This window comes from Streptomyces sp. NPDC088706 (assembly GCF_044752765.1).
In the GTDB taxonomy this organism is placed as follows: domain Bacteria; phylum Actinomycetota; class Actinomycetes; order Streptomycetales; family Streptomycetaceae; genus Streptomyces.
Window position 1 is genome coordinate 89,836 of sequence record NZ_JBIVLW010000007.1, and the last position, 25,298, is coordinate 115,133.

The following is a 25,298-nucleotide window of genomic DNA, read 5'->3' on the forward strand; positions in this document are numbered from 1 at the left end:
GGCGTGGGCCGGGAATCAGCCGGTGCGGTCGACGAGGAAGGGGATCAGGGTGAGCAGATCCCCGCGGGCCCCCTCGGCGAGCTCCACCGCGTCCAGGCAGGCATGGGCGGCCCGCAGATGGTCCCGGGCCTCGATGACGGTGGCCCGGCGCCCGCCGGCCTCGTCGACCAGTTCGGCCGCCCGGCGCAGCCCCGGTTCGTCGAGGGGGCCGGGCGCGGTGAGGAGGGATTCCAGCCGCCGGGCCGCCGGGTGCTCGGCCGCCAGGGCGGCGAGGACCGGGAAGGTCTTCTTGAGCCGGCGCAGATCGCTGTGGACCGGCTTTCCGGTGATCGGCGGATCGCCCCAGATCCCCAGCAGGTCGTCCACCGCCTGGAACGCCACGCCCAGATGCCGCCCCGCCCGGTCCAACGCGTCCGCCGTGGCCGCGGGAGCCCCGGCCAGCGCCGCGCCCAGGGCGGCGGCGCAGCCGAGCAGGGAGCCCGTCTTGTGGGTGGCCATCGCCCGGTACTCGTGCGGCAGGACCGCATCGCATCCCGTCCACGGCCGTGACTCGAAGAGCAGGTCCTGGGCCTGACCGTGCACCAGGTCGCCCAGCGCCTTCGACAGCCGGCGCACCGCCGCGGCGCCCCTCGGTCCGGGGACCTCTGTCAGGGTCCGGACGGCCAGCGCGAACAGGGCGTCACCCGCCAGGACAGCGGGACCGGTGCCGTACGCCTTCCAGAGGGCCGGACGGCTGCGCCGGGTCTCGTCGCCGTCCATGATGTCGTCGTGGATGAGGGAGAAGGTGTGGACGAGCTCGACGGCGACCGCACCGGTGACCCCGTCCTGGCCGCTGCCCCCGGCGGCCTCCGCGCCGAGCACCGCGAGCGCCTGGCGGACGCCCTTGCCCTGCGAGCCGGGGACCGGGTCGCCGTCGACCCCGCTCCAGCCGAGCGAGAAGGCGGCCGTCTCGGCGTGCCAGGGGTGGAGCCGGCGCACGGACTCGACCAGGGCCGGCCGGACGAGCTCGCGGCACCGGTCGAGTATCCGGGGTGCGGGAGCCTGACGGGTCGTGGACAGCGTCATCGGGCCCGAGCCCCCTCGTGCGGGGCGACGGGTCCGGTACCCGGTGAGGCGGCCGGCCGGTGGGTGGGGGCAAGGTCCCCGGCGGGCCCGGTGAGGGCGACCGGCTCCTCGCCGCGTTCGGAGGCCCGCCCCCGCTCCACCCCGAGCTCCGCGTACGCCTTCTCCACCATCTCCCGGGCGTTGAGCAGCCCGATCCGGCTCAGCCTGCCCCGCAGCTCGTCCAGCTCCGCGGCCGTGGCCGCACGGTCGCGGCCGAGCCGGGCGCGGGCCTTGACCAGGCCGAGGGCCGCCAGTGCCTCGCCCCGGGGTTCGGTCATCGCGCGGAACTCCGCGAGCGCCTGCTCGTAGACCGCGCGGGCCTCCTCGTACCGCCCGGCGCGGAAGAGCACGTTCGCCCGCATCTTGTGGTTGTAGGCGAGCGCGCTGGAGAGCTTCATCTCCCGGCAGGTGACCTCGGCCTCGGAGAGCAGGCCGAGTGCGCGTTCCGTCGCCCCGTCCCGCAGGGAAACGATGTCAGCGATACCGCGCAGGGCCCAGGCCCGGCCCCGCCGGTCGTCCGCGTCACCCGCGAGGACGGCCGCCTCCTCGAACATCTCCAGGGCCGAGTCGAGCTGCCCGGTGTTGCGGTGGATCTGCGCGATGCCCTCCAGCGCCCACACCGTATGGCGGGCCTCGCCCCGGGCGCGGGCCTCGGCGAGCAGCTGCTCGTGCAGGGTGGCGACCGTCCCGTAGTCGCCCTGGATGCGTCCGGTCTCGGCCAGTCCGGCGAGCGAGTAGCCGCGCGCGACCACGTCCCCGCCGCGCCTGCCCAGCTCGGCGGCGAGCCCCAGCAGCCGGAACGCGAGGCGCAGCGCGCCCCGTTGACGCGCCAGCGTCCCCCCGCTCCACAGCGCCCAGGCCATCGCCCCGGTCGCCCCGGCCGAGCGTGCTGCCCGGTAGCTGGCCTTCCACGCCCGGTCGGCCTCCTCCACCTGCCCCAGTCGGCGGTGTGCCTCGGCCACGGCGAGTCCGGCCCGCGCCACCTCCTCCGTCGAGCCGGAGAGCTCGGCCTGTCTCAGTTGCCGTACGCCCTCGGACAGGACGTCGGTCAGGGAGGCGTTCACCGACAACTTGGTGAGCGCGCCCTGGTACTCGGGCGCCAGTGCCTTGGTCTGCATGGGTGCCTTCCGCGCGGTGCCCGGGCCGTTCCGATGTCCACTATGACCCCTGTGTATACATAGGGTGCATAGTTGGCCGGTTCTCCGAGCCCGGTACAGGGGGGGGCGGACGCCGCTCGTTCCACGGGCGGCGAACCGTTCTGTCGGTGATCAAGACGGCACCTGGGCGCCCGGGGTTGCTCGGAGCGCGCAGGACGTTCTCCGCGACCCTTCGCCGCCCCCGATCCGCAGCTCGGAGGTCAGGGGACGCGCGGTGGCTCGTGCAGGCCGAAGGGGGAGCCCTGGTCGTCGCGGCAGAGCCGGAACCGGCCGAACCGGGCCGCCGACGCGTCGTCCTCGCCGAGGTCCGTACCCTCCACGCTGCCGCCCAGCTCGCGCACCTGTGCCACCGCGGCGGCCAGGTCGTCGACCCGGAAGAAGAGGTACGGCCCGCCCCCCGGGTCCCCGCCGTGGACGCCCCCCTGCCCGCTGGGCGTCCCGATCGCGTAGCCGCCCTCGCCGGAGGGGCCCGGCTCGAAGTTCCACCCGAACAGCGCGCCGTAGAACGCCCGGGCCTTCTCGGGATCGTCCACCCCGAGCTCGAAGAAGGAGATCTCACCGGTCATCGCTGGCTCCTGCCCTCTCCGCGGGGTCGCACGCGCCGTGCGGGGAGGCGCAGGCACGCTCCCTCCCACCGTACGGCGACGGATGCGCCCGCGCAGCGCTCCCCGGCCCTGGCCCTGCCCCTGGCCCTGGTCCGCGCCCTAGCCCTGCCCCTGGCCCTGGCCCTGGTCCGGGCCCTGGTCCGGGCCCAGCCCCTGGCCCTAGCCCTGCCCCTGGCCCTGGTCCGGGCCCTGCCCCTGGCCCGTCCGCCGGAGCCGATGGCGTACCGCACGCCGGGCCACCGGGCCGAGCGCGTCCAGGACGGCCGCCAGCCCGGCGAGCTGCTCCAGCGCGTCGAAGGCCCGCGCCGCGCCTTCCGGGTCGACACCCTCGTACATCTCCAGGCCGACGAACGACCCCGCCACCGCCCGCGCGAGCCCCACCGGGTCGGTGAACTCGCCGAGCGGCGAGCCCGCCAGGACGCGGACCAGCACCTTCTCGATCTCGGCGGTCCACAGGTCGAGCCCGGCCGCGGTGGCGGGCGCCAGCCGGGGCTGGGTCTGGGCGCCGGCCAGCAGCTGGGCGAGGACGGCGACATGGCCGCCCGCCCGCTCCCGCTCGTGCAGTTCGCGCCCGCAGGCCACGAGTTCGGCGAGGGTGGTGACGGCGGCCAGGCGGTCGCGGTACAGGGCGACCCGCTGCTCGGCGCCGTGCCGGCAGGCCGCCGCCAGGAGCTCGTCGACCGAGCCGAAATGGTAGAAGACCAGCGCCTGGTTGACCCCGGCCGCCGCCGCGACCGACCGGGCCGAGGTCTTGGCGATGCCGTGCTCGGCGAGTGTGCGCAGTGCGCCTTCCAGGAGCTTGACCCGGGTGTCCGCCCCGGCCGGTCTCCCGCTCATGCCCGCGCCTCCTCGCGTACGGGGCGCAGCCCGGCGCGTACGCCGTGGCGCAGGGCGTCCACATAGCGGGCGCGGAAGGTCCCCTCGTAACCGAAGAGCGGTCCGAAGTGCCGGTTGACCACTTGGACCCGGATGCGGAAGCGGCCCGTGGACTCGTCGAACGACTCGCGCACCTCGGCCTCCCCGCCGATCAGATCGGGAACCCGTACGTCGAAGGGGCCCTCGCGGAAGCGGTGTTCCCCCGAGCGGATCAGCAGCGAGCCGTCGGGCTCCGCGGTGAGCCGCAGATCGGTGGCGAGGTGCTGGTGGGTGCCGAGGTAGTCGAGGACGCAGGAGCGCTCGGGGCTGTGCACCATCGTGGCGTCGAAGCGGCGCGGCCCGCGCGGCAGCGCGAACGTGCGGACGAAGGTCACGGTCTCGCGGCCGAAGGAGTCCGCGTACGGCACGTTCTCGATGGTGAAGGGGACGTTCCGGCCGGCCCGGGGCACCAGGATGTTGCGCGTGGCGCCGAGCGCGAGGAACGGCTTCACGAAGGCGCGGCCGTGCCAGATCCGGTCCATCGAGCCGCGCCCGACGCAGGCTTCGCCGCTCTCCAGACCGACCGAGAAGCGCCGTCGCAGCTGGGGGTGGAGCCGGTCGAAGTCGTCGCCCATCGCGCGGCGGAAGATCGAGGTCATGGACGCTCCAGTCGGCTGAGGAGGAAAGGGGCGGTGTCGGCCGTCCGGCCGGGCGGCCGGCGCAGGCAGCGGCGGGCGGCCGGGGTCACGGGCAGGGGCGGCAGGAGAAGGACGGCCAGGGCGGCCGGGAGCGCGGCGGCCGGCCCGAGGGGGAGAGCGGCCCCCACCACCGCCACCCGGACCAGCACCTCCGCGAAGGCGTGGGCCAGGGACCTGGCCGGGCTGATCCCGCGCTCGCACCAGAGCCGCAGCCGGTCGAAGGACCAGGTGGTGGCCCACCCCATCAGCGGCCGGAACACCAGCCGGTCCGTGAGCGCCCCGAACCGGCCCCAGCGGGTCCGGTAGTCGTAGCCCGTCAGGAAGCGGACGCCGTCGCAGGTGGGTACGTAACGCCAGTAGCCGCTGCCCTCGGCGAGCAGCGACAGCCGCTGCGGCGAGGCGAAGCGCAGGGCCGAGACCCGCTCACCGCCCGCCCGCTGCCGCTCTCCCGCGCTGGTTCCGGTCCCCGCCACGGTCACGAAGGGCAGCACCCGGGTCGCGTACCGGAACCGCTGTTCGCCGACGGGACCGCCCGGCAGCGGTCCGATCTCGGTGAACCGCAGATCCCACCGCTGGTGGAGCGAAGGCTCCTGGGTCCGCTCCCACAACAGCTCGGGATCGACGCGGATCAACGCCTCGACGTACAGCCTCATATTGCCCCCCCCCGACGGCCACACGTTGTTTGAGCGACTGCTCAACCCGGTGCACCGGGACGCTACCAGAGGGTTGAGCACTTGCTCAATCACCCCTCGGACGGGCGAACAGGAGGGGCGGTGATCCACCGGCCACGCTGGAATGGGCGGGTGACGGCACCCCCGGACGACTGCCTGGCACGCAACGAGTGGATCTGCGGCGCCTACCTCTCCAGCCGCCGGGAGATCCTCTGGGACGCTGCCCTCCAGCACCTCCGACTCACCGCGCTCGCCGTGCTCATCGCCCTCGCCCTCGCCGTCCCGCTGGCCCTCGTCGCCCGCCGCCGGCGCTGGGCCGCCGGTCCCGTACTGGGGCTGACGACGATCCTCTACACCATCCCGTCGCTGGCGATGTTCTCGCTGCTGCTGCCGGTGTACGGACTCTCCGCCGCGCTCGTCGTCACGGGGCTGGTCCTCTACTCGCTGACCCTGCTGGTCCGCAACATCCTGGCCGGACTCCGGGCCGTCCCCGAGGAGACCCGGCAGGCCGCGCGCGGCATGGGGTACGGGCCGACGCGCCTGCTGCTCGCGGTGGAGCTCCCGCTCGCCCTGCCCGCCGCCATGGCCGGGCTGCGGATCGCCACCGTCTCCGCCGTCTCCCTCGTCACCGTGGGGGCGATCGTCGGCCACGGAGGACTCGGCAACCTCATCTACTCCGGCATGAACACCTACTTCAAGGCCCAGGTGCTGACCGCCTCCGTGCTCTGCGTCGTCATCGCCGTCGCCGCCGACCTGCTCCTTCTGGGAGCACAGCGGCTGCTGACCCCCTGGACGCGGAGACGGTCATGAGGACGCGGCGGAAGGGCGGGCACCCGTGAAGACGCTGTCCGACACCTGGTCCTGGCTCACCACCGCCACCCACTGGTCGGGCCCCGACGGCATCCTGAACCGGCTCGGCGAGCACCTCTTCCTCACCGTCGTCTGCCTGCTCATCAGCTGCCTGATCGCGCTGCCCGTGGCCCTGGTCCTCGGCCATCTCGGCAAGGGCGGCGCGCTGGCCGTCAACATCTCCAACGTCGGCCGGGCCGTGCCCACCTTCGCCGTCCTCGTCCTGCTGCTGCTCACTCCCGTGGGCACGTACGGCCAGTGGTCGACGATCATCGCGCTTGTCCTGTTCGCCGTGCCACCGCTGCTCACCAACGCCTACGTGGGGATGCGCGAGGTGGACCGGGACGTGGTGCGGGCCGCCCGGGGGATGGGCATGACCGGCCGCCAGATGCTGTGGAACGTGGAGCTGCCGCTCGCCCTCCCGCTGATCCTCACCGGCGTCCGGATCGCCGCCGTGCAACTGGTCGCCACCGCCACCCTCGCCGCCCTGGCCGGCGGCGGGGGACTGGGCCGGATCATCACCGCGGGATTCAACCTCGCCTCCACCCCGCAGGTGGTCGCCGGAGCCGTCCTCGTCGCGGTCTTCGCCCTCCTCGTCGAGAGCCTCTTCGAGGCCGGGCAGCGGATGGCACCCAGCCGGGGCCGGGAGGCCGCATGATGCCCGCTCGGGTCCGGCCGGGAGGCCGCATGATCCCCGCTCGGGTCCGGCCGGCAGGCCGCATGATCCCCGCTCGGGCCCGCCGGACCATCGCCGGGCTCCTGCTGCTCGCCGCCACCGCCTGCACCACCGGGCCCAGCCTGGAGAACCAGGGCGAGGTCACGGCGCCGCCCGGCGACAGCAGGGAACTGACCATCGGCACGGCCGGATTCACCGAGAGCGACCTGCTGGCCCAGATGTACGCCCTGCTCCTGGAGCGTGCCGGATACTCCGCCGACATCATCTCGGTGACCAACCGGGAGATCTGCGAACCCGCCCTGGAGAGCGGCCAGATCGATGTCGTACCGGAGTACGCGGCGGCCTTCGCCGACTGGCTCGACGCCAAGGCCGATGGGGCCGACGCGGCCCCCGTAGGATCGCCCGACCTCGCCGCCACCATGAAGGCACTGCGCAGGCTCGCGGCCCCGCGCGGGCTCACCGTGCTCGACCCCGGCCGGGCCGTCGACCAGAACGCCTTCGCGGTCGCCGCCTCCTACGCGAGGAAGCACGACCTCAGGACGCTCAGCGACCTGGGCGCGGCGAGGCTGCCGGTACGCCTCGCGGCGGGCGACGAATGCGTGCAACGGCCCTACTGCGCACCCGGACTGAGGAAGACGTACGGCATCGACATCGTCGCCGTCGACCCGAAGGGCGTCGGCACCACCCAGGCGAAACAGGCCGTCCAGAACGGTCAGGACCAGATGGTGCTGACCACCACGACCGACGCCACGCTCGACCGGTTCGGACTGGTCCTGCTGAAGGACGACAAGAAGCTCCAGAACGCCGATCACGTGGTCCCTGTCGTCAACCGCGCCCGCGCGGGAAGCGCCGGGGTGCGCGACGCCCTCGGCCGGCTCAACACCGTCCTGACCACGGCCGACCTGGCGTCCATGAACGAACAGGTCGACAGCTGGCGCAGGCTCCCCGAGGACGTCGCGCGCACCTACCTGGAGTCGAAGAAGCTCATCCCGAAGGGGTGAGGGGCGTCGTCCTACGGCACCGGCGGCCACGGCACGTCCGCCAGCAGCGGCAGGATCTCGGCCTCCTCATAGGTGAGATGGGCGGTCAACTCCTCGGTCATCCGCGTCAGTTCGTCGCGGAAGCGGTCCGGATCGGCGATGGCTGTCCCGGCCAGCAGTGCCGCGAGCGCCGACTGCACGGCCGCGATGGACCGGTGCTCGTCCCGGAGCCGGTCGAAGACGGGGCGGAGGTGGGGGTGGTACCCCTCCATCGCCGGGAACACATGGCCGTCCTCGCTCGTGTGGTGGAACTCCAGGGCCTGGCAGAACGCCAGGCAGCGCTGCCGGATCTGGAGGCCGAGGCCGGGAGGGGGCGGCGCACCGGGTCCCCGGTGGCCGGCCCGGGCGGCGAAGTACGCCTCCGTCTCCGCGTGGACCTGGGTCAGTTGGCCCCGCAGCCAGGTGTGCACCTCGGTGAGCTTGCCGGCCAGGGAGGTGATGGCGGGAGCCGCCGCATACGGGTCGGGGAGTTCCAGGACCACGACCGGCAGCACCCGGTCGGTCGCCTCCTGGTACTCGGCGTATCCAGGGGCTTCGGCCACCACCCGGGCGAACAGCCCGTCGCGCCGGGGGCCTTCGGCGGGCACGGCGATGCACGCGAACTGCTTCTCTCCTAGCTCCACTTGGACCTCCGGGCGGGCGAGGAGGTTGTGGTACCAGTCGGGGTGGTGCGGGGCGCCGAGGTTCGAGCCGACGACCAGCAGCCGGTCGCCGTCGCGGACATGGCCCAGCGGGGTGGTGTGCGGCCGCCCGGTGCGGGCGCCGGTGGTGGTCAGCAGGAGCAGGTCGGTGCCGGCGAAGGGGCCGCCGACCCGGCCCGCGTTGGCACGGAACTCATCGATGACGGACTGCTGGAAGGCAGAGGGCATGGGTGTTCTGGGTCTCCCGGGAAAGGTGTGGACACGGCGCGGCGCCAGCGGGTGCGGCCAAAATGGCGGCACGCGCGGCCGCGAAGGTGTTCAGAAGCAGTGGGCGGTGAGTGAACTCATCACGTCGTCCCTGGAAGCGGGTGCTGGCTTGACCGCCGGCCGGCCCAGATCTCTTTGGCCGACGTCACGCTGCACGCGGACCATTAGAGCGAGAGCGCTCCGCGCTGTCAACGCGGGCCCGCTGCCACTCCTCGGCCCAGGATGAGATCCTGGCCCCATGGGGATTTTGCGCAAGGCGTGCGAGCGCTGCACGAAACGGGGACGGCTGCGGCGGGGAGTGTGCCGCCGATGTCGCTTGAAGGAGCACGGGGCCGACGCGGCCGACACCGGTACCGACGTCGCGGAGGTCGTGGTGGAGGCCGGTGCGCTGGGGGCGGTGGGGCGCGTCTTCGGCGCGATCGTCCGCGCGCTGCTCAACTGACGGTCCGTTCGAGGGACATACCGAAAGCGGCCGGCCCGCGGGGGCTCGTACTCCCGTAGGCAGGCCGCCCCCGGCCCGCCGCGCCCGCTCACGCGTCCGCCACCGAGTCGAAGTCCACCTCCTCGCGCCCCACACCCTGCGCGTCGGCGTCCACCGACCGGCGCAGCGCCTCATGGAGCTTCGCGGGGGTCAGGACCCCGAGGAACCGGGCCCCGTCCAGCACCGCCACCCACCCCGCGTCGTGCTGGAGCATCTCGCTGAACGCCTGCTTCAACGGCGCCCCGACCTGCACCCACGCCTCCATCCGACGGGCCAGTTCGCCCACCGTCCCCCGCCGCCCGGCGCTCCGCAGCGCGTCCACCGACACCCAGCCGTGCAGCTCGCCCGTGCCGCTCAGCACCACCGCCCAGCGGGCCCCCGCCACCCGCAGCCGCTCCGCCGCCACCGGTGCGGGCTCCTCCAGCCGGGCCACCGGCGGCTCCTCCAGGTCCTCCGGCTCGATCGCGGTCACCGACAGCCGCTTCAGGCCCCGGTCCGAGCCGACGAACCGCGCCACGTACGGGGTCGCCGGGGTGCCGAGCACGGCGGCCGGGGTGTCGAGCTGTTCGATGCGCCCCTCCCCGTACACCGCGATCCGGTCGCCCATCCGCACCGCTTCCTCGATGTCGTGCGTGACCATCAGGACCGTCTTGCGCACCCGCTCCTGGAGGGCCAGGAACTCGTTCTGCAGCCGCTCGCGCACCACCGGGTCCACCGCTCCGAACGGCTCGTCCATCAGCAGCACCGGCGGGTCGGCGGCCAGCGCCCGCGCCACGCCCACCCGCTGGCGCTGGCCGCCGGAGAGCTGCGAGGGGTAGCGCGAGCCGTACGTCCTCGGGTCCAGCCCCACCAGGTCCAGCAGCTCCGCCGCCCGCTCCCGGGCCCGCGCGCGCTTCCAGCCGACCAGCGCGGGGACGGTCGCGGTGTTGTCCAGGACCGTGCGGTGCGGGAAGAGGCCGACCTGCTGGATCACATAGCCGATCCGGCGGCGCAGCTTCACCGGGTCGACCCCGGCGATGTCCTCGCCGGCCACCAGGATCCGGCCCGAGGTCGGCTCGATCAGCCGGTTCACCATCATCATCGTGGTCGTCTTGCCGCAGCCGGAGGGCCCGACCAGCGTCACCAGCTCACCCTCCGCCACCTCGAAGGAGAGCCCGTCGACCGCCTTCGTACCGTCCGGGTAGACCTTGCCGACCTGCTCGAACCGGATCATGTCCGCACAGTAGGAGCGCCCCGGGCGCGGCGCACACGGGCCGGGACCGTCCGGGTCACCCCGCCGCTGTGCCGGCCGGGGGGAGCCATGTGCTGAACTGGCCCGGACCTTCGACACAGGAGCATCCCGTGACCAGCTACCGCCAGCCCGGCGTCGTCCTCACCGACCGGCGCTTCACCGTTCCCCTCGACCACGGCGACCCCGGCGGCGAGCAGATCGAGGTGTACGGGCGCGAGGCCATGGCCGCCGGGCGAGCGGGCGGGGAGCTGCCCTGGCTGGTCTACCTGGAAGGCGGCCCCGGCTTCGGCGCCCGCCGGTTCGTCGGCGCGCAGGCCTGGCTCGGCCGGGCCGTGCGCGAGTTCCGGGTGCTCCTGCTCGACCAGCGCGGCACGGGCCTGTCCACCCCCGCCAACCGGCAGACCCTGCCGCTGCGCGGCGGCCCGCGCGAACAGGCCGACTACCTCGCCCACTTCCGCTCCGACGCCATCGTCCGGGACTGCGAGCTGATCCGGCAGCGGCTCACCGGCGGCGCGCCCTGGACGGTGCTCGGCCAGTCCTTCGGCGGCTTCTGCGCGGTCCGCTACCTCTCCTCGGCGCCCGAGGGGCTCGCGGCCGTCCTCATCACCGGCGGGCTGCCCTCGCTGGACGCCCACGCCGACGACGTCTACCGGGCCGCGTACCCCCGTGTCGAACGGAAGGTCGCCGCGCACTACGCCCGCTACCCACAGGACGTCGAGCGGGCCCGCGCCATCGCCGGATACCTCGCCGAACACCGCCCCGAGAGCGCCGGGCACCGGCTGACGCCCGAACTCTTCCAGTCGCTCGGCCACATGCTGGGCGGCGGCAACGGCAGCCACCAGCTCCACCACATCCTGGAGAACGCCTTCGTCCGCACCCCGCACGGCACCGAGCTCTCCGACACCTTCCAGGAAGCCCTGCGCTCGGCCACCTCGTTCGCCGGGCACCCGCTCTACGCCCTGATCCACGAGGCGATCTACGGTCAGGGCGAACGCGCCACCGGGTGGTCCGCCGAGCGGGTCCGCGCCCAGTTCCCGCAGTTCGACGCGGAGAGCGCCCTGGCGGGCGACGGACCGCTGCTGTTCACCGGCGAGACCATCCACCCCTGGCACTTCGAGGTCGACCCGGCGCTGCGCCCGCTGCGTGAGACCGCCGAGCTGCTCGCTGGGCGCACCGACTGGCCCGTGCTGTACGACCCCGAGCGGCTCGCCGCCAACGAGGTGCCCGTCGCCGCCGCCGTCTATCACGACGACATGTACGTGGACACCGAGCACGCGCTGCGTACCGCCGCCGCGATCCGGGGGCTGCGCAGCTGGGTGACGAACGAGTACGAGCACGACGGGGTGCGCGCGAGCGGCCCGCGTGTCCTGGACCGGCTGCTGGCGCTGGTCAGGGACGAGGTCTGACAGCGGCGGACGTCAGCGCTGGAGCGCCTCCAGCGTGGCGTCCAGGTCGGTGCCGGAGCGCGGGGCCCGGTTGTACGGCAGCTTCGACAGGACGGAGGCCATACCGCAGGAGTTGGTGACGGCCGAGAAGACCAGGCCCGAGCCGATGCCCGCGGAGAGCCAGCGGGCGGCGGGGAAGCGGATGCCCGCCAGCAGTCCCGCCACCACCAGCGAACCGGCCGCGAGCCGCACCTGACGCTCCATGGGCCAGACAGCGCCGGCGCCCCCGGGCCGGTCCAGGCCGCGGCCGTCACCCTCCCAGGCGGAGGTGCCGCCGGTCAGCGTGGCGGCCTGGATGTCGGCGCCCGCGAGGATCTCGCAGGCCCGGGTCGAACGGACGCCGGACGCGCACACCACCAGCAGCGAACCGCGGGCGGACGCGGACTTGAGGGCGGGCAGGGCGTCGGGCAGCTTGTCGAGCGGGATGTTCAGGGCGCCGGGCACATGGCCCGCGGCGTACTCGCCGGGAGCCCGCACATCGATCACGGTGAACTCCTCCAGACGGGCCGCGGCCTGGGCGGGGGAGAGGGATGCGGGGCTGGTCACGAGCGGGTTCCTTTCGTCGACCGGGGGCTGCGCGCGGGAGGGCAGGGACTCTACACGTCTCTCCGGCACCGCGGCGCGGGCTCACATCCCACGCTCGTACCCGGATATTCGCCGGTCACGGCCCCTCCCGGGTGATCATCGGTAGCCTGCGGGTATGACGCAACAGCGACTCGAACCCCTGCCGACCGACTGGAGCCGCGCCCCGGCCGTGGTCGCCCACCCCGACGACCTGGAGTACGGCGCGGCCGCCGCCGTGGCCGACTGGACCGACGCCGGCCGCGAGGTCGTCTACCTCCTCGCCAGCCGGGGTGAGGCCGGCATCGACGGTCCGCCGCCCGAGGAGTGCGCCCCCCTGCGCGAGCGGGAACAGCGGGCGAGCGCCGCCGTCGTCGGGGTCAGCACGGTGGAGTTCCTGGACCACCGCGACGGTGTGATCGAGTACGGCATCGGGCTGCGCCGCGACATCGCCGCCGCCATCCGGCGCCACCGCCCGGAGCTGGTCATCACCCTCAACCACCGGGACACCTGGGGCGGCGCCACCTGGAACACCCCCGACCACCGGGCGGTCGGCCGGGCCACCCTGGACGCCGTGGCCGACGCGGGCAACCGGTGGATCTTCCCGGAGCTGACGGAAGGGGGCCTGGAGCCCTGGAACGGGGTGCGCTGGACCGCCGTGGCGGGCAGTGACCGGCCCACGCACGCGGTCGACGCGACGAGAGGCTTCGAACGTTCCGTGGAGTCCCTGCTCGCGCACCGCACCTACATCGAGGCCCTGACCGAGGACGAGCCGGAGACGTACTGCCGGACCTTCCTGGAGGGCATGGTGCGGGCCGAGGCCGATCGGTTCGGCGGGCGCCCGGCGGTCACCTTCGAGGTCTTCTCCAGCTGACCGCACCGGAGGTGACCGGGGCGGGATTGACAATCCTGCTTGCCAATTCTGCAATAGGGTCATGAAGGAACACGACCGGGAAGATCCGGAACTCGACGCCGTGCTCACCGGGGTCGGTCCCCGCCTGCGCCGCCTGCGCAAGGACCGCGGGGTCACCCTCTCCGCGCTCTCCGCCGCCACCGGGATCTCCGTCTCCACGCTCTCCCGGCTGGAGTCCGGCGGCCGCCGCCCCAGCCTGGAGCTGCTGCTCCCGATCGCCCGCGCCCACGAGGTCCCGCTCCACGACCTCGTGGGCGCACCACCCGTCGGCGACCCCCGGGTCCGGGCCAAGCCGATCGTCCGGCACGGCCGGACGATGCTGCCGCTGACCGCCCGTCCCGGCGGACTCCAGGCGTACAAGATGGTGCAGGAGGCGGGCAGCGGCGAGGCGCCGGAGCAGCGCACGCACGAGGGGTACGAGTGGCTGTTCGTGCTCGCCGGGAAGCTGCGCCTGATGCTGGCCGAGCACGATCTGGTGCTGGAGCCGGGTGAGGCCGCCGAGTTCGACACCCGGCTGCCGCACTGGTTCGGTCCGGCGGAGGACAAGCCGGTGGAATTCCTCAGCCTCTTCGGCCCGCAGGGTGAGCGGATGCATGTGCGGGCGAAGCCGAAACGGGGATGAGGGGACCGGCCTCCGGCCGGGGCAGGGGTGTTCCCAGATGGGCAAGCGACCGCTTAGTATGCGCCGGAGCAGTGGTTACGCGAGCAGTGGAAATGCCGACAGCGGCAGCGGTTGATGCCGACAGTGTTGTGGAGGCCCCTCATGCAGGCATGGCGAGTGCACCGTAACGGCGAGCCGGGCGAGGTGATGAGCCTGGAGGAGGCGGACCGGCCCACCCCCGGTGACGGGCAGGTGCTCGTCCAGGTCAGCGCGGCGAACGTGAACTTCCCCGACGCCCTGCTCTGCCGGGGCCAGTACCAGGTCCGGCCGCCGCTGCCCTTCACCCCGGGCGTCGAGGTGTGCGGCACCACGGAGGACGGGCGGCGGGTCCTCGCCACCCCCGCCCTGCCGTACGGCGGTTTCGCCGAGTACGTCGTCGCGGACGAGGCCGCCCTGCTGCCCGCCCCGGACGCGCTGGACGACGCCGAGGCGGCCGCCCTGCACATCGGCTACCAGACCGGCTGGTTCGGCCTGCACCGCCGCGCCCGCCTCCAGGCCGGCGAGACCCTCCTCGTCCACGCGGCCGCGGGCGGGGTCGGCAGCGCGGCCGTCCAGCTCGGCAAGGCGGCCGGCGCCACCGTGATCGGGGTCGTCGGCGGCCCGGAGAAGGCGGCCGTCGCCCGCGAGCTCGGCTGCGACCTGGTCGTCGACCGGCGCGGCGAGGACATCGTCGCCGCGGTGAAGGAAGCCACCGGCGGGCGCGGCGCCGACGTCGTCTACGACCCGGTCGGCGGTGACGCGTACGCCAAGTCCGTCAAGTGCATCGCCTTCGAGGGCCGCGTCCTCGTCGTCGGCTTCGCCGGCGGCACCATCCCGACCCCGGCGCTCAACCACGCCCTGGTGAAGAACTACTCCATCGTCGGGCTGCACTGGGGCCTCTACAACACCAAGGACCCGGCCGCCGTCCGCGCCTGCCACGACGAGCTGACGAAGCTGGCCGCACAGGGCATCGTGAAACCCCTGATCAGTGAACGTGTCCCGATGGCCGGAGCTGCCGAGGCCGTCCAGCGGGTCGCCGACGGCACCAGTACCGGCCGGATCGTCGTCCTGCCCGGAGGTGCCCGATGAGCCCGGCCGTCGACGCCACCGAGGTCCGCCGCCGCACCCGCGAGCTGCTCGCCGCACACCCGCCCGCCACCACCGACCGCACCGACTTCCTGAAGGCTCGCTTCGACGCGGGACTTTCCTGGGTCCACTACCCGGTGGGACTCGGCGGGCTCGACGCGCCCCGCTCCCTCCAGCAGGTCGTCGACACCGAACTCGCCGCCGCCGACGCACCGGACAACGACCCGCGCCGCATCGGCATCGGCCTCGGCATGGCCGCGCCCACCATTCTCGGCTTCGGCACCGACGAGCAGCAGCAGCGCTTCCTGCGCCCCCTGTGGGTGGGGGAGGAGGTCTGGTGCCAGCTCTTCAGCGAGCCCGGTGCCGGCTCCGACCTCGCGGCGCTCGCCACCCGGGCCGTCCGCGACGGCGACGACTGGGTGGTCGAGGGGCAGAAGGTCTGGACGTCCAGCGCCCATCTGGCCCGCTGGGCGATCCTCATCGCCCGCACCGACCCCGACCTCCCCAAGCACCGGGGCATCAGCTACTTCATCTGCGACATGACCGACCCCGGCGTCGACGTCCGGCCGCTGCGCCAGATCACCGGCGAGGCCGAGTTCAACGAGGTCTTCCTCTCCGGCGTCCGCATCCCCGACCGCCACCGGCTCGGTCCGGTCGGCGAGGGCTGGAAGGTCGCCCAGACCACCCTGATGAACGAGCGCTTCTCCATCGGAGGCTCCCGCATCCCCCGTGAGGGCGGCATGATCGGCCCGGTCTCGCAGACCTGGCGGAACCGCCCCGACCTGCGCACCCAGGACACCCACCAGCGCCTGCTCACCCTCTGGGTGGAGGCGGAGGTCGCCCGGCTCACCGGGGAGCGGCTGCGGCAGCAGCTCGTCGCCGGACAGCCGGGCCCCGAGGGCTCGGGCATGAAGCTCGCCTTCGCCCGCCTCAACCAGGAGATCAGCGGCCTGGAAGTCGAACTGCTCGGTGACGAAGGCCTGTTGTACGGGGATTGGACCATGCGCCGCCCGGAGCTGGTCGACTTCACCGGCCGCGACGCCGGTTACCGCTATCTGCGCTCCAAGGGCAACTCCATCGAGGGCGGCACCAGCGAGGTCCTGCTGAACATCGTGGCCGAGCGCGTCCTCGGGCTGCCCGCCGAACCCCGCAACGACAAGGACGTCGCCTGGAAGGACCTGAGCCGATGACCGCGCCCACCCAGCCCCCCGCCACCCCCGACCTGCTCTACACCCAGGACGAGGAGGACCTGCGCTCCGCCGTACGCGCCCTCCTCGCCGACCGGGCCGACGCGCCGGCGGTGATCGCGGCGACCGAGTCCGACACGCCGTACGACCCCCGGCTGTGGGAGGCACTCGCCACCGGCATCGGCGCCGCCGGCCTCCTCGTACCGGAGAAGCTCGGCGGCCAGGGCGCGTCCCACCGGGAGGCCGCCGTGGTCCTGGAGGAGCTGGGCCGCAGCGTGGCCCCGGCCCCGTACCTGACCAGCGCCGTCGTGGCGACCGAGACGCTGCTCGCGCTCGCCGGCGACGGCGGTCCGGCCGCCGCACTCCTGGCCGAGCTGGCCTCCGGTGCGCGTACGGCGGTGCTCGCCGTCCCCTTCGCCACCCCGCCCGCCGGTGCCCGGGCGGCCCTCACCTCACTCGACGGCACGGTACGAGGAGTCGCCGACGCGGCCGTGGCCGACGTCCTGCTGGTGCCGACCGCCGAAGGCCTGTACGCGGTCGGGGCGATGGCCCCCGGAGTGGTGGTGGAACCCCTCGTACCGCTGGACCTGACCCGCCCGCTCGCCACCCTCACCCTGTCCGGCGCCACCGGGACCCTGCTCGCCGACGCGGACGCGAGCACCACCGCCGTACGGCGTGGTCTGCTCGCCGGAGCCGGACTGCTCGCCTCCGAACAGCTCGGGATCGCCGAATGGTGCCTCACCGAGACCGTCCGGTACACCCGCGAACGCCACCAGTTCAACCGGCCCGTCGGTTCGTTCCAGTCGCTCAAGCACCGGATGGCGCAGCTCTGGCTGGAGGTCGTCTCGGCCCGCGCCGCCGCCCGCAACGCCGCCGACGCACTCGCCACCGACAGCCCCGACGCCCCGCTCGCGGTCGCAGTCGCCCAGGCGTACTGCTCCGGCGTCGCGGTCCACGCCGCCGAGGAGTGCGTACAACTCCACGGCGGAATCGGGATGACCTGGGAGCACCCCGCGCACCTGTACCTCAAGCGCGCCAAGGCGGACTCGATCGCGTACGGCTCGGCGGGCAGCCACCGCCAGGCTGTCGCCGAACTGGTGGAGCTGCCGGCTTCCTAGCCTCCGCGCCGCTCTCGGCCGACGGCCCTGGTACCCGCGTCTCGCCCGTCGAGGGGGGTGTACCAGGGTCCCCTCCGTAGGTCCGGGCCCGCGTGGTCAGGCGCTCAGCGAGTTGATGGCTTGCTCGGTGGTCGGCTGGAGGTCGAAGACCTGGTCGAGCCCGACGATGCTGAAGACGCGCACCAGATAGGAGCTCGGCTCCGCCAGGGAGAGTTTGGCCCCCGCGGCCTGAGCGCGCTGGTAGGTGGTCACGAGCAGCGTGATACCGGTGGAATCGCAGTAGGTCAGGCCGGAGAGGTTGATCACCAGCCGGGAACCGGCCTCAAGGGTGATCTCGTCCAGAGTCTCGCGGAGCTGGGCCGAGGTGTGGTGGTCGAGCTCACCGGACACGGTCAGCACGTGCGGTCCGGCGGGGTGCGGCTGGGCGGTCACGGTCAGGGGCTGGTTTCTCACCGGGTCTCCTGGGCGGGTGCGGTGCGGAGGGCGGGGACGGACAGAGCGAGGAGGGCGGTGTCGTCGTTGACGCCCGTGCCCAGGTCGGTGAGGAGCTTGTGGACGCCTGCCAGCAGGCCGTCCGCGTCGTGCCGGGCACTGGCGGCCAGATGGGCGACCAGGCCCTCCTCTTCAAGCATGGACCCGCTCGCTGTGCGGGCCTCGGTGACGCCGTCGGTGTACAGCAGCAGCGCGTCGCCCGGCCGCAGACGCGTGGTGGTCTGGGTGAAGTGGGGGGCGGGCAGCAGGCCGATGAGCTGTCCGCCGGTGACGGGGACCGGCTCGACGGTTCCGTCGGCGCGTACGGCCAGGGCAGGAGGGTGACCGCCACCGGCCAGGGTCAGGGCGAAGGAGCCGTCCTCCTCGGGTTGCAGGATACCGAAGACGGCGGTGCAGAAGCGGGGGTTGGTCCCCTGGTACTCGCCTTTGAGGACGGTGTCGAGGTTGGCCAGGACCGTGCACGGGTCGGGGTCGTAGATCGCGGCGGCGCGCAGGGTGTAGCGGGTGAGGGAGGTGAGGGCCGCGGCGTCGGAACCCTTGCCGCACACGTCGCCGAGGAAGAACGCCCACCGGCCGTCGTCGAGGGGGAACAGGTCGTAGAAGTCACCGCCGACCTCGTCCGCGGAAGCGGTGTGGTAGGCGGCGGCCGCTCTGAGGCCGGGCACCTCCGGCAGGGCGGGCGGCAGGAGGGTCCGCTGCAGGGTGCGCGCGAGGCGTTCGGCGGCGGTGCGCATCTGCCGCTCGGCGGTGACCGTGCGGATGGCCGACAGGCGCAGCTCCAGCTGGTCCATCACCAGAGCGGCCAGGTTCGGGAGGGCGGCCAGCTGCTCCTCGGTCACCTGGCGGGGCCGGGTGTCGAGCACATTGACGGTCCCCAGGTGGTAGCCGTCGGCGGTGGTGATGGGTGCGGCGGCGTAGAAGCGCACTCCCATCTCCCCGTGGACGAGGGGGTTGCCGGCGGTGCGGGGGTCGCTGAGCGCGTCGGTGACGACGTAGGGGGCGCCGTCGAGGATGGCGGAGGCGCACAGCCCGGGGTCGCGGCCGATCTCGGTGATGCCGCTCAGTCCGCTGGCCGCCTTGAACCACACGCGGTCGCCGTCGACGATGGTGACCGTGGCGACGGGGGTGCGGAAGATCTGGGCGGCCAGGGCGGCCACCTTGTCGAACGCTCCGTCAGGGGGCGTGTCCAGGATCTGGTACCTGCGCACCGCGTCCAGGCGCCGCTCCTCCTCGGCGGGCACAGGTGCTGAGCCCGGGTACAGGGCGCCCTCTGTGACCGTCACCGTTGTCCCCCCTTGCTGTCCCGCGTGCCCACCTGCGGGGCGACTGCCTTATCCTACGGTTCGCGCCACCCGACTTCGACAGAGGTGGCGGCCCGGTGGGGGAAACGGAACGGAGCGGTGCCACGTCGGAGGCGGCACACGGCGAACCCGCCGGCTTCCCCCGTCGCGCCGCCAGGGCCGACGGGCGCCTGTGAGCGGGGCGGCTGAGCTGTCGGGACGAACGGTGGCTTCCGGAGAACGGCCGGCGTGGACGAAGGGGTGGCGAGTGACAGGCATGGAAGACGCCGGGCGGGGGGCGGCGCCCGCGGTCGACGTGTTCACCGCGGACGACGAGGTCGGCAGGGACCTCGCCGCGGTGGACTGGGCGACGCATCCCCTCGGCCCGCCGGCCGACTGGCCCCAGAGCCTGCGGACAGCGGTGAGCATCCTGCTCTCGTCGCGGTTCTCCATGTGGATGGCGTGGGGGCCGGAGCTGACGTTCTTCTGCAACGCCGCCTACCGGCGGGACACGCTGGGCAGTAAGTACCCGTGGGCCCTGGGCCGCCCGGCCGGTGAGGTGTGGGCGGAGATCTGGGACGACATCGGCCCGCGGATCGACACGGTGCTCGATACGGGCGAGGCCACGTGGGACGAGGCCCTGCTGCTGTTCGTGGAGCGGTCGGGCTACCCGGAGGAGTCCTACCACACGTTCTCCTACAGCCCTCTGCGGGACGACGCCGGCCATGTGGTCGGCATGCTCTGCGTGGTCAGCGAGGACACCGAGCGGGTCATAGGCGAGCGGCGGATGGGCACGCTGCGGGATCTGGGCTCCGACCCCAGCGTGGTGCGGACCGAACAGGAGATGCTGGCCTTCTCCGGCCGGCAGCTCGGCCTCAACCTGGCAGACCTCCCCTTCACCCTGACCTATCTGTACGAGGACGACGGCAGCGCCCGGCTGGCGAACGCGGTCGGCATCGGGGCCGGGCATCCGGCCGCCCCGGCGATCCTGCCCGCCGACGGGACGGACGGGGTGTGGCCGGTGGCCGCGCCCGCCCGGGGGGAGTCGGCGCTCGTCACGCTCGACACGGAGCCGTTCACCGCCCTCCCGGCCGGAGAATGGCCCGAGCCGCCCACCCAGGCGCTCGTGGTGCCGCTGCTGCAGCAGGGCGGCGCGCCCTACGGGTTCCTGGTGGCCGGACTCAACCAGTACCGGCCTCTGGACGACGCCTACCGGGGCTTCGTCGACCTGGTCGCGGGCCACATCGCGGCGGGGGTCGCCAGCGCCCGCAGCTACCAGGCCCAGCAGCGGCGGGCCGAGGAGCTCGCCGAGCTGGACCGGGCGAAGACCGCGTTCTTCTCCAACATCAGCCACGAGTTCCGCACCCCGCTCACCCTGATCATGGGACCGGTCGAGGAGCTGCGCGGCCAACTGGCCGAGAGCGACCCGCGGGTGCGGCAGGAGCTGGAGGTCATCCACCGCAACGGGCTGCGGCTGGGCAAGCTGGTCAACACGCTGCTGGACTTCTCCCGCATCGAGGCGGGCCGGATGCAGGCGACCTATGAGCCCGCGGACCTGGCCGCGGTCACCGCGGACCTCGCCAGCGTCTTCCGCTCAGCCGTCGACAGGGCCGGGCTCGACTTCGTCGTCGACTGCCCCTCCCTCGACGAGCCGGTGTACATCGACCGCGGCATGTGGGAGAAGGTGATGCTCAACCTGCTCAGCAACGCGCTGAAGTTCACCTTCACCGGCTCGATCGCCGTAGCCGTCCACGCCCGCGACGGTGAGGCGGTGGTAACCGTCACGGACACCGGTATCGGCGTCCCGGCCGACGAGATGCCCCGGCTGTTCGAACGCTTCCACCGCATCGAGAACGCCCGCTCCCGATCGAACGAGGGCAGCGGCATCGGCCTGGCCCTCGTCCAGGAACTCGTGGGCCTGCACGGCGGCACCATCAGCGCCGACAGCACCGAGGGCGAGGGCACCCGCTTCGCCATCCGCCTTCCCTTCGGCTCCGCGCACCTGCCGGCCGAAGCCCGGACGTCCCTGGCCGGCACCGCCCCGTCGCCCGACGCCGCGGCCCCCTACGTGCAGGAAGCCCTTCGCTGGCTGCCCGACACACACAGCGGCGGGACGACGGCCGACGCCAACCCGGCCGCCGAGCCCGCCACCGGACCGGCCGTCCAGGCCCGGGTGCTGGTCGCCGACGACAACGCCGACATGCGCGAGTACCTCACCCGGCTCCTGGGCGGCGCGGGCTACGAGGTCCAAGCCGTCAACGACGGCATGGAGGCGCTGGACGCGGTCCGCGCCCAGGCCCCCGACCTCGTGGTCAGTGACGTGATGATGCCGCGCCTGGACGGCCTGGCCCTGGTCGCGGCCCTGCGCACCGACCCCCGCACCGCGGCCGTCCCCGTGCTGCTGCTCTCCGCGCGGGCGGGCCAGGAGGCGTCGATCGAGGGCCTCCAGGCGGGTGCCGACGACTACCTCGTCAAGCCGTTCGCCGCGGCCGAACTCCTCGCCCGGGTCCGGGCCAACGTGGAGCTGGCCCGCCTGCGCAACCACCACGCCCGCTGGCGCACCGCGCTCGTGGACTCCCTGCAGGAGGCGTTCTTCGTCTGCGACGAGGACGGCGCGATCGTCGAGATCAACACCGCCTTCACCGACATCCTCGGCTACGGCCCCGAGAACCTGCCCTACGCCCCGAGCCACCCCTGGTGGCCGGACGCAGACACCGACCCCGACGCCCACCGGCAGGTGGCGAACGCCTTCGCCGGCCTCCTCGGCCGGAACCGGGGCAGCTACACCATTCCCGTCACGCACCGCGACGGACACCGGCTGTGGATCAGCGCCACCTTCAATCAGGCCCAGGACCCCGACACCGGGCGCACCGTCATCGTCGGAACCTTCCGCGACACCACCGCGGACCACTACGCCATCCAGCGCGACATGGCCCTCGCCTCGCTCAGCACCTGCCTGAGCAAGGCCGCCAGCCTGCCGGAGGCGCTGGCGAACGCGATGGCCGAGATGAAGGAACTGTGGCGTGCCGAACGCGTACTGGGCGCCGTCTTCGGCCATGGGGACAAACCCGTCCTGACCAGCACCCAGCCGGCTCTGGCCTGGCAACAGCTGCCCGCCGACCGCCGCCAGGCACTCAGCGACCTGCGTGAGCGCCCCCTGCTCACCCCGACCGTCGACGCGACGGGGGCCGGGATCATCCTGGAACACCCCGACGGCCCGATGGCGCTCCGGGTCGACCTCGGCCATCAGCGGCCCTTCACCGGCGAGGACCAGCTGCTGCTGTCGCTGCTGGCCGGACGCCTCGCCCAGGGCCTGACCCGCGCCCACCAGATCGACCAGCAGCGCGAGACCGCCCTCGTCCTGCAACGCGCCATCCTCGGCCCCTCCCAGCTCCCCGAGGGCTTCGCCGTCCGCTACGAACCGGCCACCCGGCCCCTGGAGGTCGGCGGCGACTGGTACGACACGGTGTGCCTGCCCGACGGGCGCATCGGCATCGTGGTCGGCGACTGCGTCGGCCGCGGCCTGGAGGCCGCCACCGTCATGGGCCAGCTGCGCAGCGCCTGCCGCGCCCTGCTGCTCCAGGACGCCAGCCCCGCCCGGACGCTCATGGCGCTGGACCACTTCGCCGCCGGTGTCCCGGGCGCGATGTGTACGACGGTCTTCTGCGGCGTCCTCACCCCGGAGACCGGCCAGTTGACGTACTCGAGCGCCGGACACCCACCGGGCATCCTCGCCCGCCCGGACGGAACGACGACGCTGTTGGACGGCGGCCGGTACGTACCGCTCGCCGTCCGGCCCGGTACCGAACGTCCGGAGGCCGAATGCTCCGTGCCCGCCCGGGCCACGCTGCTGCTGTACACCGACGGCCTCGTCGAACGCCGGAGGCGTCCGCTGACCACCGGTATCGACCAGGCGGGCGCGGCCGTCCAGGACGGCCGTGATAGCGCCGTCGACGACCTTGCCACCCAGGTGATGGAAAGTCTCGCGCCGGCCGGAGGGTACGACGACGACGTCGCCCTGCTGCTGTACCGTCACCCAGCCCCGCTGGAGATGTCCTTCCCCGCCGAGTCCGAGCAGTTGGCGCCGGTCCGCAAGGCGCTGCGCAGCTGGCTCGACCAGTGCGACCTGCCGCCCCAGACCGTGCAGAACGTCCTGGTCGCCGCGGGTGAGGCGTGCGCCAACGCCATCGAGCACGGCCACCGCCACAGTCCCGGGGAGACGATCCGCCTGCGCGCCGAGGCCTTCGTGGACGATCTGCACCTCTCTGTCGTGGACAGCGGCAACTGGAAGCCACCCCAGCCCGAACTCAACGCCCACCGCGGCCGGGGAGTGACGTTGATGCGCGCGATGATGCAGCAGGTCACCATCACCCCCGGCCCGGCCGGCACCACCGTCGGTATGCACACGAGGATCGCCTGATGACCACACCGCTCACCCTCACCGCCCATCACCGGCCGGACGGAACGGCGCTGCTCAAGGCTGTCGGGGAGATCGACATGAGCAACACCGACGCGCTGGCCTCCGCTCTCGACGCCACCGCGGGACCGCTGGTCATCGACCTCACCGACGTCGAATACCTCGACAGCGCCGGCCTGAGTGTGCTGTTCGCCCACGCCGGCCGCCTCGAACTCATCGCGGGCCCGCTCCTGACGCCCGTCCTGACGATCTCCGGACTCGCCGACCTGACCACGCACCACGGCCCGGGCGACGAGCATCCCGGCGCCCCGCTGCGGTGAAGTTCTGACGCAGACGCAGACACGGAGGCAGCAGACGTAGACACGGAGGCAGCAGACGTAGACGCGGAGACGGACGCGCTGCGCCGTACGGGGCAAAGAACGCGTTCCGGCGGCGTGGCTGATGTCCCGTCACTCCGGCGATGTGGCATCTCTCTAGTCAAAGGTCCGATTAGTACGACAATCGCATCGAACTGGGAGTCGACATGCTCTCGTCCACCCCCTCGCGCTCGTCCACCCACCGTCTGGCCGCGGCTGCGGCCGGTGCGCTCGTGGTCACCGGAATGTGCGTCGCCGGTGCCGCCCCGGCCGTCGCCGCCCCCGGCGACAGCGGCGAGCTGAAGGTCCACCGGGCAGGCACGCCCTACGGTGACTCCCGCGACGAGACCAAGGTGTGCCGGTTCAACCTGTCCGCCGACAACTTCGAGACCGTCACGCTGATCAACGTCACCATCACGCCGCAGCCGCCGCAGCCGCCGCAGCCCACCCGCCCCACGGTCACCGCCGCCGTGACCCTGGCCGCCGGCAAGGGCTACTCCCAGGACTACTCGCTGCCCAACGGCCGGTACCAGGTCAGCTGGACCTTCCCGGGCGGCGTTCCGAAGGAGAAGGTCTTCACCGTGGACTGCCGTCCCAGCGGTGGCGTCCCCGCGGGCGGTGGCGGCGTCCCGACCGTGGAGAGCAGCACGGCCTCCGGGGACGGAATGTCGGTCGGGACGGCCTCCGCCCTGGCCGCCGGCGGTGTCGGAGCGGCCGGGCTGTTCCTCGCCCGCCGTGCCGCGCGCCGCCGTGCCGATGGCGCCGCGTAACGCGGGTCGCCGTCGGCGTCGGCGCGGACCGAACCGCGCCTGCCGTCTCTCCATCACGCTGAGCGTCACCTTCTCGCTGGTGGCCGCCGTGGTCCAAGGGTGCTCTTCCGCCTCCCCGGGCCACGGCGCCGCGACCGCGTCCGGGGAGGCCGACGCGAAGGTGTCCCAGCAGGCGCCGCCGAACGGCGCGGCGGCGGAACCCTCGCTGCCGCCCTCCCCGTCCGCGTCGGCGCGGGCCCGGCCGAAGCCCCGTCCGACGCGCACCGCCCCTGCGCCCGCTCCGCTGCCCCGTTCCGCCGCGACGAGGCTGTCCATCCCGGCGCTCTCCCTGGAGGCACCGGTTGTCGGGCTTCCGCTGGACCGGGCGGGACACCCCGGCACCCCGCCCATCAGCAAGCCGAAACTGGTCGGCTGGTACGGGGACGGGCCGGCACCGGGCGAGCGGGGGACGGCGCTGGCGGTGGGCCACCGCGACACTCTGACCGGGCCGGCGGTCTTCCTCAACATCAGCATGTTGCGCCCCGGCAACACCGTCCGGGTCACCCGGGCCGACCGGCGTACGGCGGTGTTCACGGTCGACGCCGTACGCACCTATCCGAAGTCGTCCTTCCCGGACGACGAGGTCTACGGTGACCGGGGCCGCCCCGAGCTGCGGCTGATGACCTGCGGCGGAAAGTTCGACAAGAAGAAGGGGTACGCGGCCAACGTGATCGTCTTCGCCCATCTGACCGGTGTGCAGAAGGCGTGAGGCGCACGGC

25 protein-coding genes are annotated in these 25,298 nt (G+C 73.2%); 14 read left to right on the plus strand and 11 right to left on the minus strand.

Annotated features, from left to right (window positions below):
- Positions 1-15: 15 nt before the first annotated feature.
- The 6 genes from ACIQAK_RS18625 to ACIQAK_RS18650 all read right to left on the minus strand — a co-directional run bounded on the left by ACIQAK_RS18625 (position 16) and on the right by ACIQAK_RS18650 (position 5,072).
- Complete coding sequence (locus ACIQAK_RS18625) at positions 16-1,065, minus strand: polyprenyl synthetase family protein (protein WP_366389184.1); 1,050 nt, start codon at positions 1,063-1,065, stop codon at positions 16-18.
- Positions 1,062-2,222: a tetratricopeptide repeat protein gene (locus tag ACIQAK_RS18630; RefSeq protein ID WP_366389183.1), complete on the minus strand. Its 1,161-nt coding sequence runs from the start codon at positions 2,220-2,222 to the stop codon at positions 1,062-1,064. Before ACIQAK_RS18630 ends, ACIQAK_RS18625 begins: the two co-directional genes overlap by 4 nt.
- Positions 2,223-2,461: 239 nt before the next feature.
- Positions 2,462-2,827 (minus strand): VOC family protein, encoded by a 366-nt coding sequence (locus tag ACIQAK_RS18635; protein WP_366389182.1) that lies wholly within the window; start codon positions 2,825-2,827, stop codon positions 2,462-2,464.
- A 198-nt stretch (positions 2,828-3,025) separates the two neighbouring features.
- The gene (locus tag ACIQAK_RS18640) at positions 3,026-3,703 is read right to left on the minus strand and encodes a TetR/AcrR family transcriptional regulator (protein ID WP_366389181.1); all 678 of its coding nucleotides are present in this window, start codon (positions 3,701-3,703) and stop codon (positions 3,026-3,028) included.
- Entirely contained in the window at positions 3,700-4,380 is a 681-nt protein-coding gene (locus ACIQAK_RS18645) for a DUF4166 domain-containing protein (protein ID WP_366389180.1), read from the minus strand. Before ACIQAK_RS18645 ends, ACIQAK_RS18640 begins: the two co-directional genes overlap by 4 nt.
- On the minus strand, positions 4,377-5,072 hold the full coding sequence (locus tag ACIQAK_RS18650) for a hypothetical protein (protein ID WP_366389179.1): 696 nt from the start codon (positions 5,070-5,072) through the stop codon (positions 4,377-4,379). The genes ACIQAK_RS18645 and ACIQAK_RS18650 overlap by 4 nt, the downstream gene beginning before the upstream one ends.
- 150 nt (positions 5,073-5,222) lie before the next feature.
- Here ACIQAK_RS18650 and ACIQAK_RS18655 point away from each other — a divergent pair, with 150 nt between their 5' ends.
- The 3 genes from ACIQAK_RS18655 to ACIQAK_RS18665 all read left to right on the plus strand — a co-directional run bounded on the left by ACIQAK_RS18655 (position 5,223) and on the right by ACIQAK_RS18665 (position 7,616).
- On the plus strand, positions 5,223-5,900 hold the full coding sequence (locus tag ACIQAK_RS18655) for an ABC transporter permease (protein WP_366389178.1): 678 nt from the start codon (positions 5,223-5,225) through the stop codon (positions 5,898-5,900).
- A 25-nt stretch (positions 5,901-5,925) separates the two neighbouring features.
- A complete protein-coding gene (locus tag ACIQAK_RS18660) occupies positions 5,926-6,597 on the plus strand; it encodes an ABC transporter permease subunit (protein ID WP_366389177.1) in 672 nt (223 codons plus the stop codon).
- A gap of 62 nt (positions 6,598-6,659) precedes the next feature.
- Entirely contained in the window at positions 6,660-7,616 is a 957-nt protein-coding gene (locus ACIQAK_RS18665) for an ABC transporter substrate-binding protein (protein WP_366389176.1), read from the plus strand.
- An 11-nt stretch (positions 7,617-7,627) separates the two neighbouring features.
- Here ACIQAK_RS18665 and ACIQAK_RS18670 read toward each other — a convergent pair whose 3' ends face one another.
- Positions 7,628-8,524, minus strand: coding sequence for a nitroreductase/quinone reductase family protein (locus ACIQAK_RS18670; RefSeq protein ID WP_366389175.1), 897 nt, complete (start codon positions 8,522-8,524; stop codon positions 7,628-7,630).
- Positions 8,525-8,879: 355 nt separating this feature from the next.
- Here ACIQAK_RS18670 and ACIQAK_RS18675 point away from each other — a divergent pair, with 355 nt between their 5' ends.
- Complete coding sequence (locus tag ACIQAK_RS18675; protein WP_366389174.1) at positions 8,880-9,005, plus strand: hypothetical protein; 126 nt, start codon at positions 8,880-8,882, stop codon at positions 9,003-9,005.
- Positions 9,006-9,093: 88 nt separating this feature from the next.
- Here ACIQAK_RS18675 and ACIQAK_RS18680 read toward each other — a convergent pair whose 3' ends face one another.
- Positions 9,094-10,257 (minus strand): betaine/proline/choline family ABC transporter ATP-binding protein, encoded by a 1,164-nt coding sequence (locus ACIQAK_RS18680; RefSeq protein ID WP_366389173.1) that lies wholly within the window; start codon positions 10,255-10,257, stop codon positions 9,094-9,096.
- A gap of 128 nt (positions 10,258-10,385) precedes the next feature.
- On the opposite strand from ACIQAK_RS18680, the gene ACIQAK_RS18685 reads away from it, so the two are divergent.
- Positions 10,386-11,681: an alpha/beta fold hydrolase gene (locus tag ACIQAK_RS18685; RefSeq protein WP_366389172.1), complete on the plus strand. Its 1,296-nt coding sequence runs from the start codon at positions 10,386-10,388 to the stop codon at positions 11,679-11,681.
- Between the two features lie 12 nt (positions 11,682-11,693).
- Here ACIQAK_RS18685 and ACIQAK_RS18690 read toward each other — a convergent pair whose 3' ends face one another.
- Positions 11,694-12,266: a rhodanese-like domain-containing protein gene (locus ACIQAK_RS18690; protein ID WP_366389171.1), complete on the minus strand. Its 573-nt coding sequence runs from the start codon at positions 12,264-12,266 to the stop codon at positions 11,694-11,696.
- Between the two features lie 154 nt (positions 12,267-12,420).
- Between ACIQAK_RS18690 and ACIQAK_RS18695 the strand changes: the two genes are divergently transcribed.
- The 5 genes from ACIQAK_RS18695 to ACIQAK_RS18715 all read left to right on the plus strand — a co-directional run bounded on the left by ACIQAK_RS18695 (position 12,421) and on the right by ACIQAK_RS18715 (position 17,225).
- Entirely contained in the window at positions 12,421-13,155 is a 735-nt protein-coding gene (locus ACIQAK_RS18695) for a PIG-L deacetylase family protein (RefSeq protein WP_366389170.1), read from the plus strand.
- A gap of 61 nt (positions 13,156-13,216) precedes the next feature.
- Positions 13,217-13,816, plus strand: a complete 600-nt coding sequence (locus ACIQAK_RS18700; RefSeq protein ID WP_366389169.1) for an XRE family transcriptional regulator — start codon at positions 13,217-13,219, stop codon at positions 13,814-13,816.
- A gap of 141 nt (positions 13,817-13,957) precedes the next feature.
- Entirely contained in the window at positions 13,958-14,923 is a 966-nt protein-coding gene (locus tag ACIQAK_RS18705; RefSeq protein WP_366389168.1) for an NADPH:quinone oxidoreductase family protein, read from the plus strand.
- Positions 14,920-16,110 (plus strand): acyl-CoA dehydrogenase family protein, encoded by a 1,191-nt coding sequence (locus ACIQAK_RS18710; RefSeq protein ID WP_366389167.1) that lies wholly within the window; start codon positions 14,920-14,922, stop codon positions 16,108-16,110. The genes ACIQAK_RS18705 and ACIQAK_RS18710 overlap by 4 nt, the downstream gene beginning before the upstream one ends.
- Positions 16,107-17,225: an acyl-CoA dehydrogenase family protein gene (locus tag ACIQAK_RS18715; protein WP_366389166.1), complete on the plus strand. Its 1,119-nt coding sequence runs from the start codon at positions 16,107-16,109 to the stop codon at positions 17,223-17,225. The genes ACIQAK_RS18710 and ACIQAK_RS18715 overlap by 4 nt, the downstream gene beginning before the upstream one ends.
- A gap of 96 nt (positions 17,226-17,321) precedes the next feature.
- On the opposite strand, the gene ACIQAK_RS18720 is transcribed toward ACIQAK_RS18715, so the two are convergent.
- Together ACIQAK_RS18720 and ACIQAK_RS18725 are read right to left on the minus strand one after the other, a co-directional pair.
- Positions 17,322-17,678 (minus strand): STAS domain-containing protein, encoded by a 357-nt coding sequence (locus ACIQAK_RS18720; RefSeq protein WP_366389165.1) that lies wholly within the window; start codon positions 17,676-17,678, stop codon positions 17,322-17,324.
- Positions 17,675-19,000 carry a GAF domain-containing SpoIIE family protein phosphatase gene (locus ACIQAK_RS18725; protein WP_366389164.1) on the minus strand — a complete coding sequence of 442 codons (1,326 nt, stop codon included), beginning with the start codon at positions 18,998-19,000 and terminating at the stop codon, positions 17,675-17,677. Before ACIQAK_RS18725 ends, ACIQAK_RS18720 begins: the two co-directional genes overlap by 4 nt.
- 274 nt (positions 19,001-19,274) lie before the next feature.
- Between ACIQAK_RS18725 and ACIQAK_RS18730 the strand changes: the two genes are divergently transcribed.
- From ACIQAK_RS18730 to ACIQAK_RS18745, 4 genes are all read left to right on the plus strand, one after another.
- Positions 19,275-23,417 carry a SpoIIE family protein phosphatase gene (locus ACIQAK_RS18730; protein ID WP_366389354.1) on the plus strand — a complete coding sequence of 1,381 codons (4,143 nt, stop codon included), beginning with the start codon at positions 19,275-19,277 and terminating at the stop codon, positions 23,415-23,417.
- A complete protein-coding gene (locus ACIQAK_RS18735; RefSeq protein WP_366389163.1) occupies positions 23,417-23,734 on the plus strand; it encodes an STAS domain-containing protein in 318 nt (105 codons plus the stop codon). Before ACIQAK_RS18730 ends, ACIQAK_RS18735 begins: the two co-directional genes overlap by 1 nt.
- 203 nt (positions 23,735-23,937) lie before the next feature.
- Positions 23,938-24,540, plus strand: a complete 603-nt coding sequence (locus ACIQAK_RS18740; RefSeq protein WP_366389162.1) for a hypothetical protein — start codon at positions 23,938-23,940, stop codon at positions 24,538-24,540.
- Positions 24,527-25,288 (plus strand): class F sortase, encoded by a 762-nt coding sequence (locus ACIQAK_RS18745; RefSeq protein ID WP_401848503.1) that lies wholly within the window; start codon positions 24,527-24,529, stop codon positions 25,286-25,288. The genes ACIQAK_RS18740 and ACIQAK_RS18745 overlap by 14 nt, the downstream gene beginning before the upstream one ends.
- The last annotated feature ends 10 nt before the right edge of the window (positions 25,289-25,298 follow it).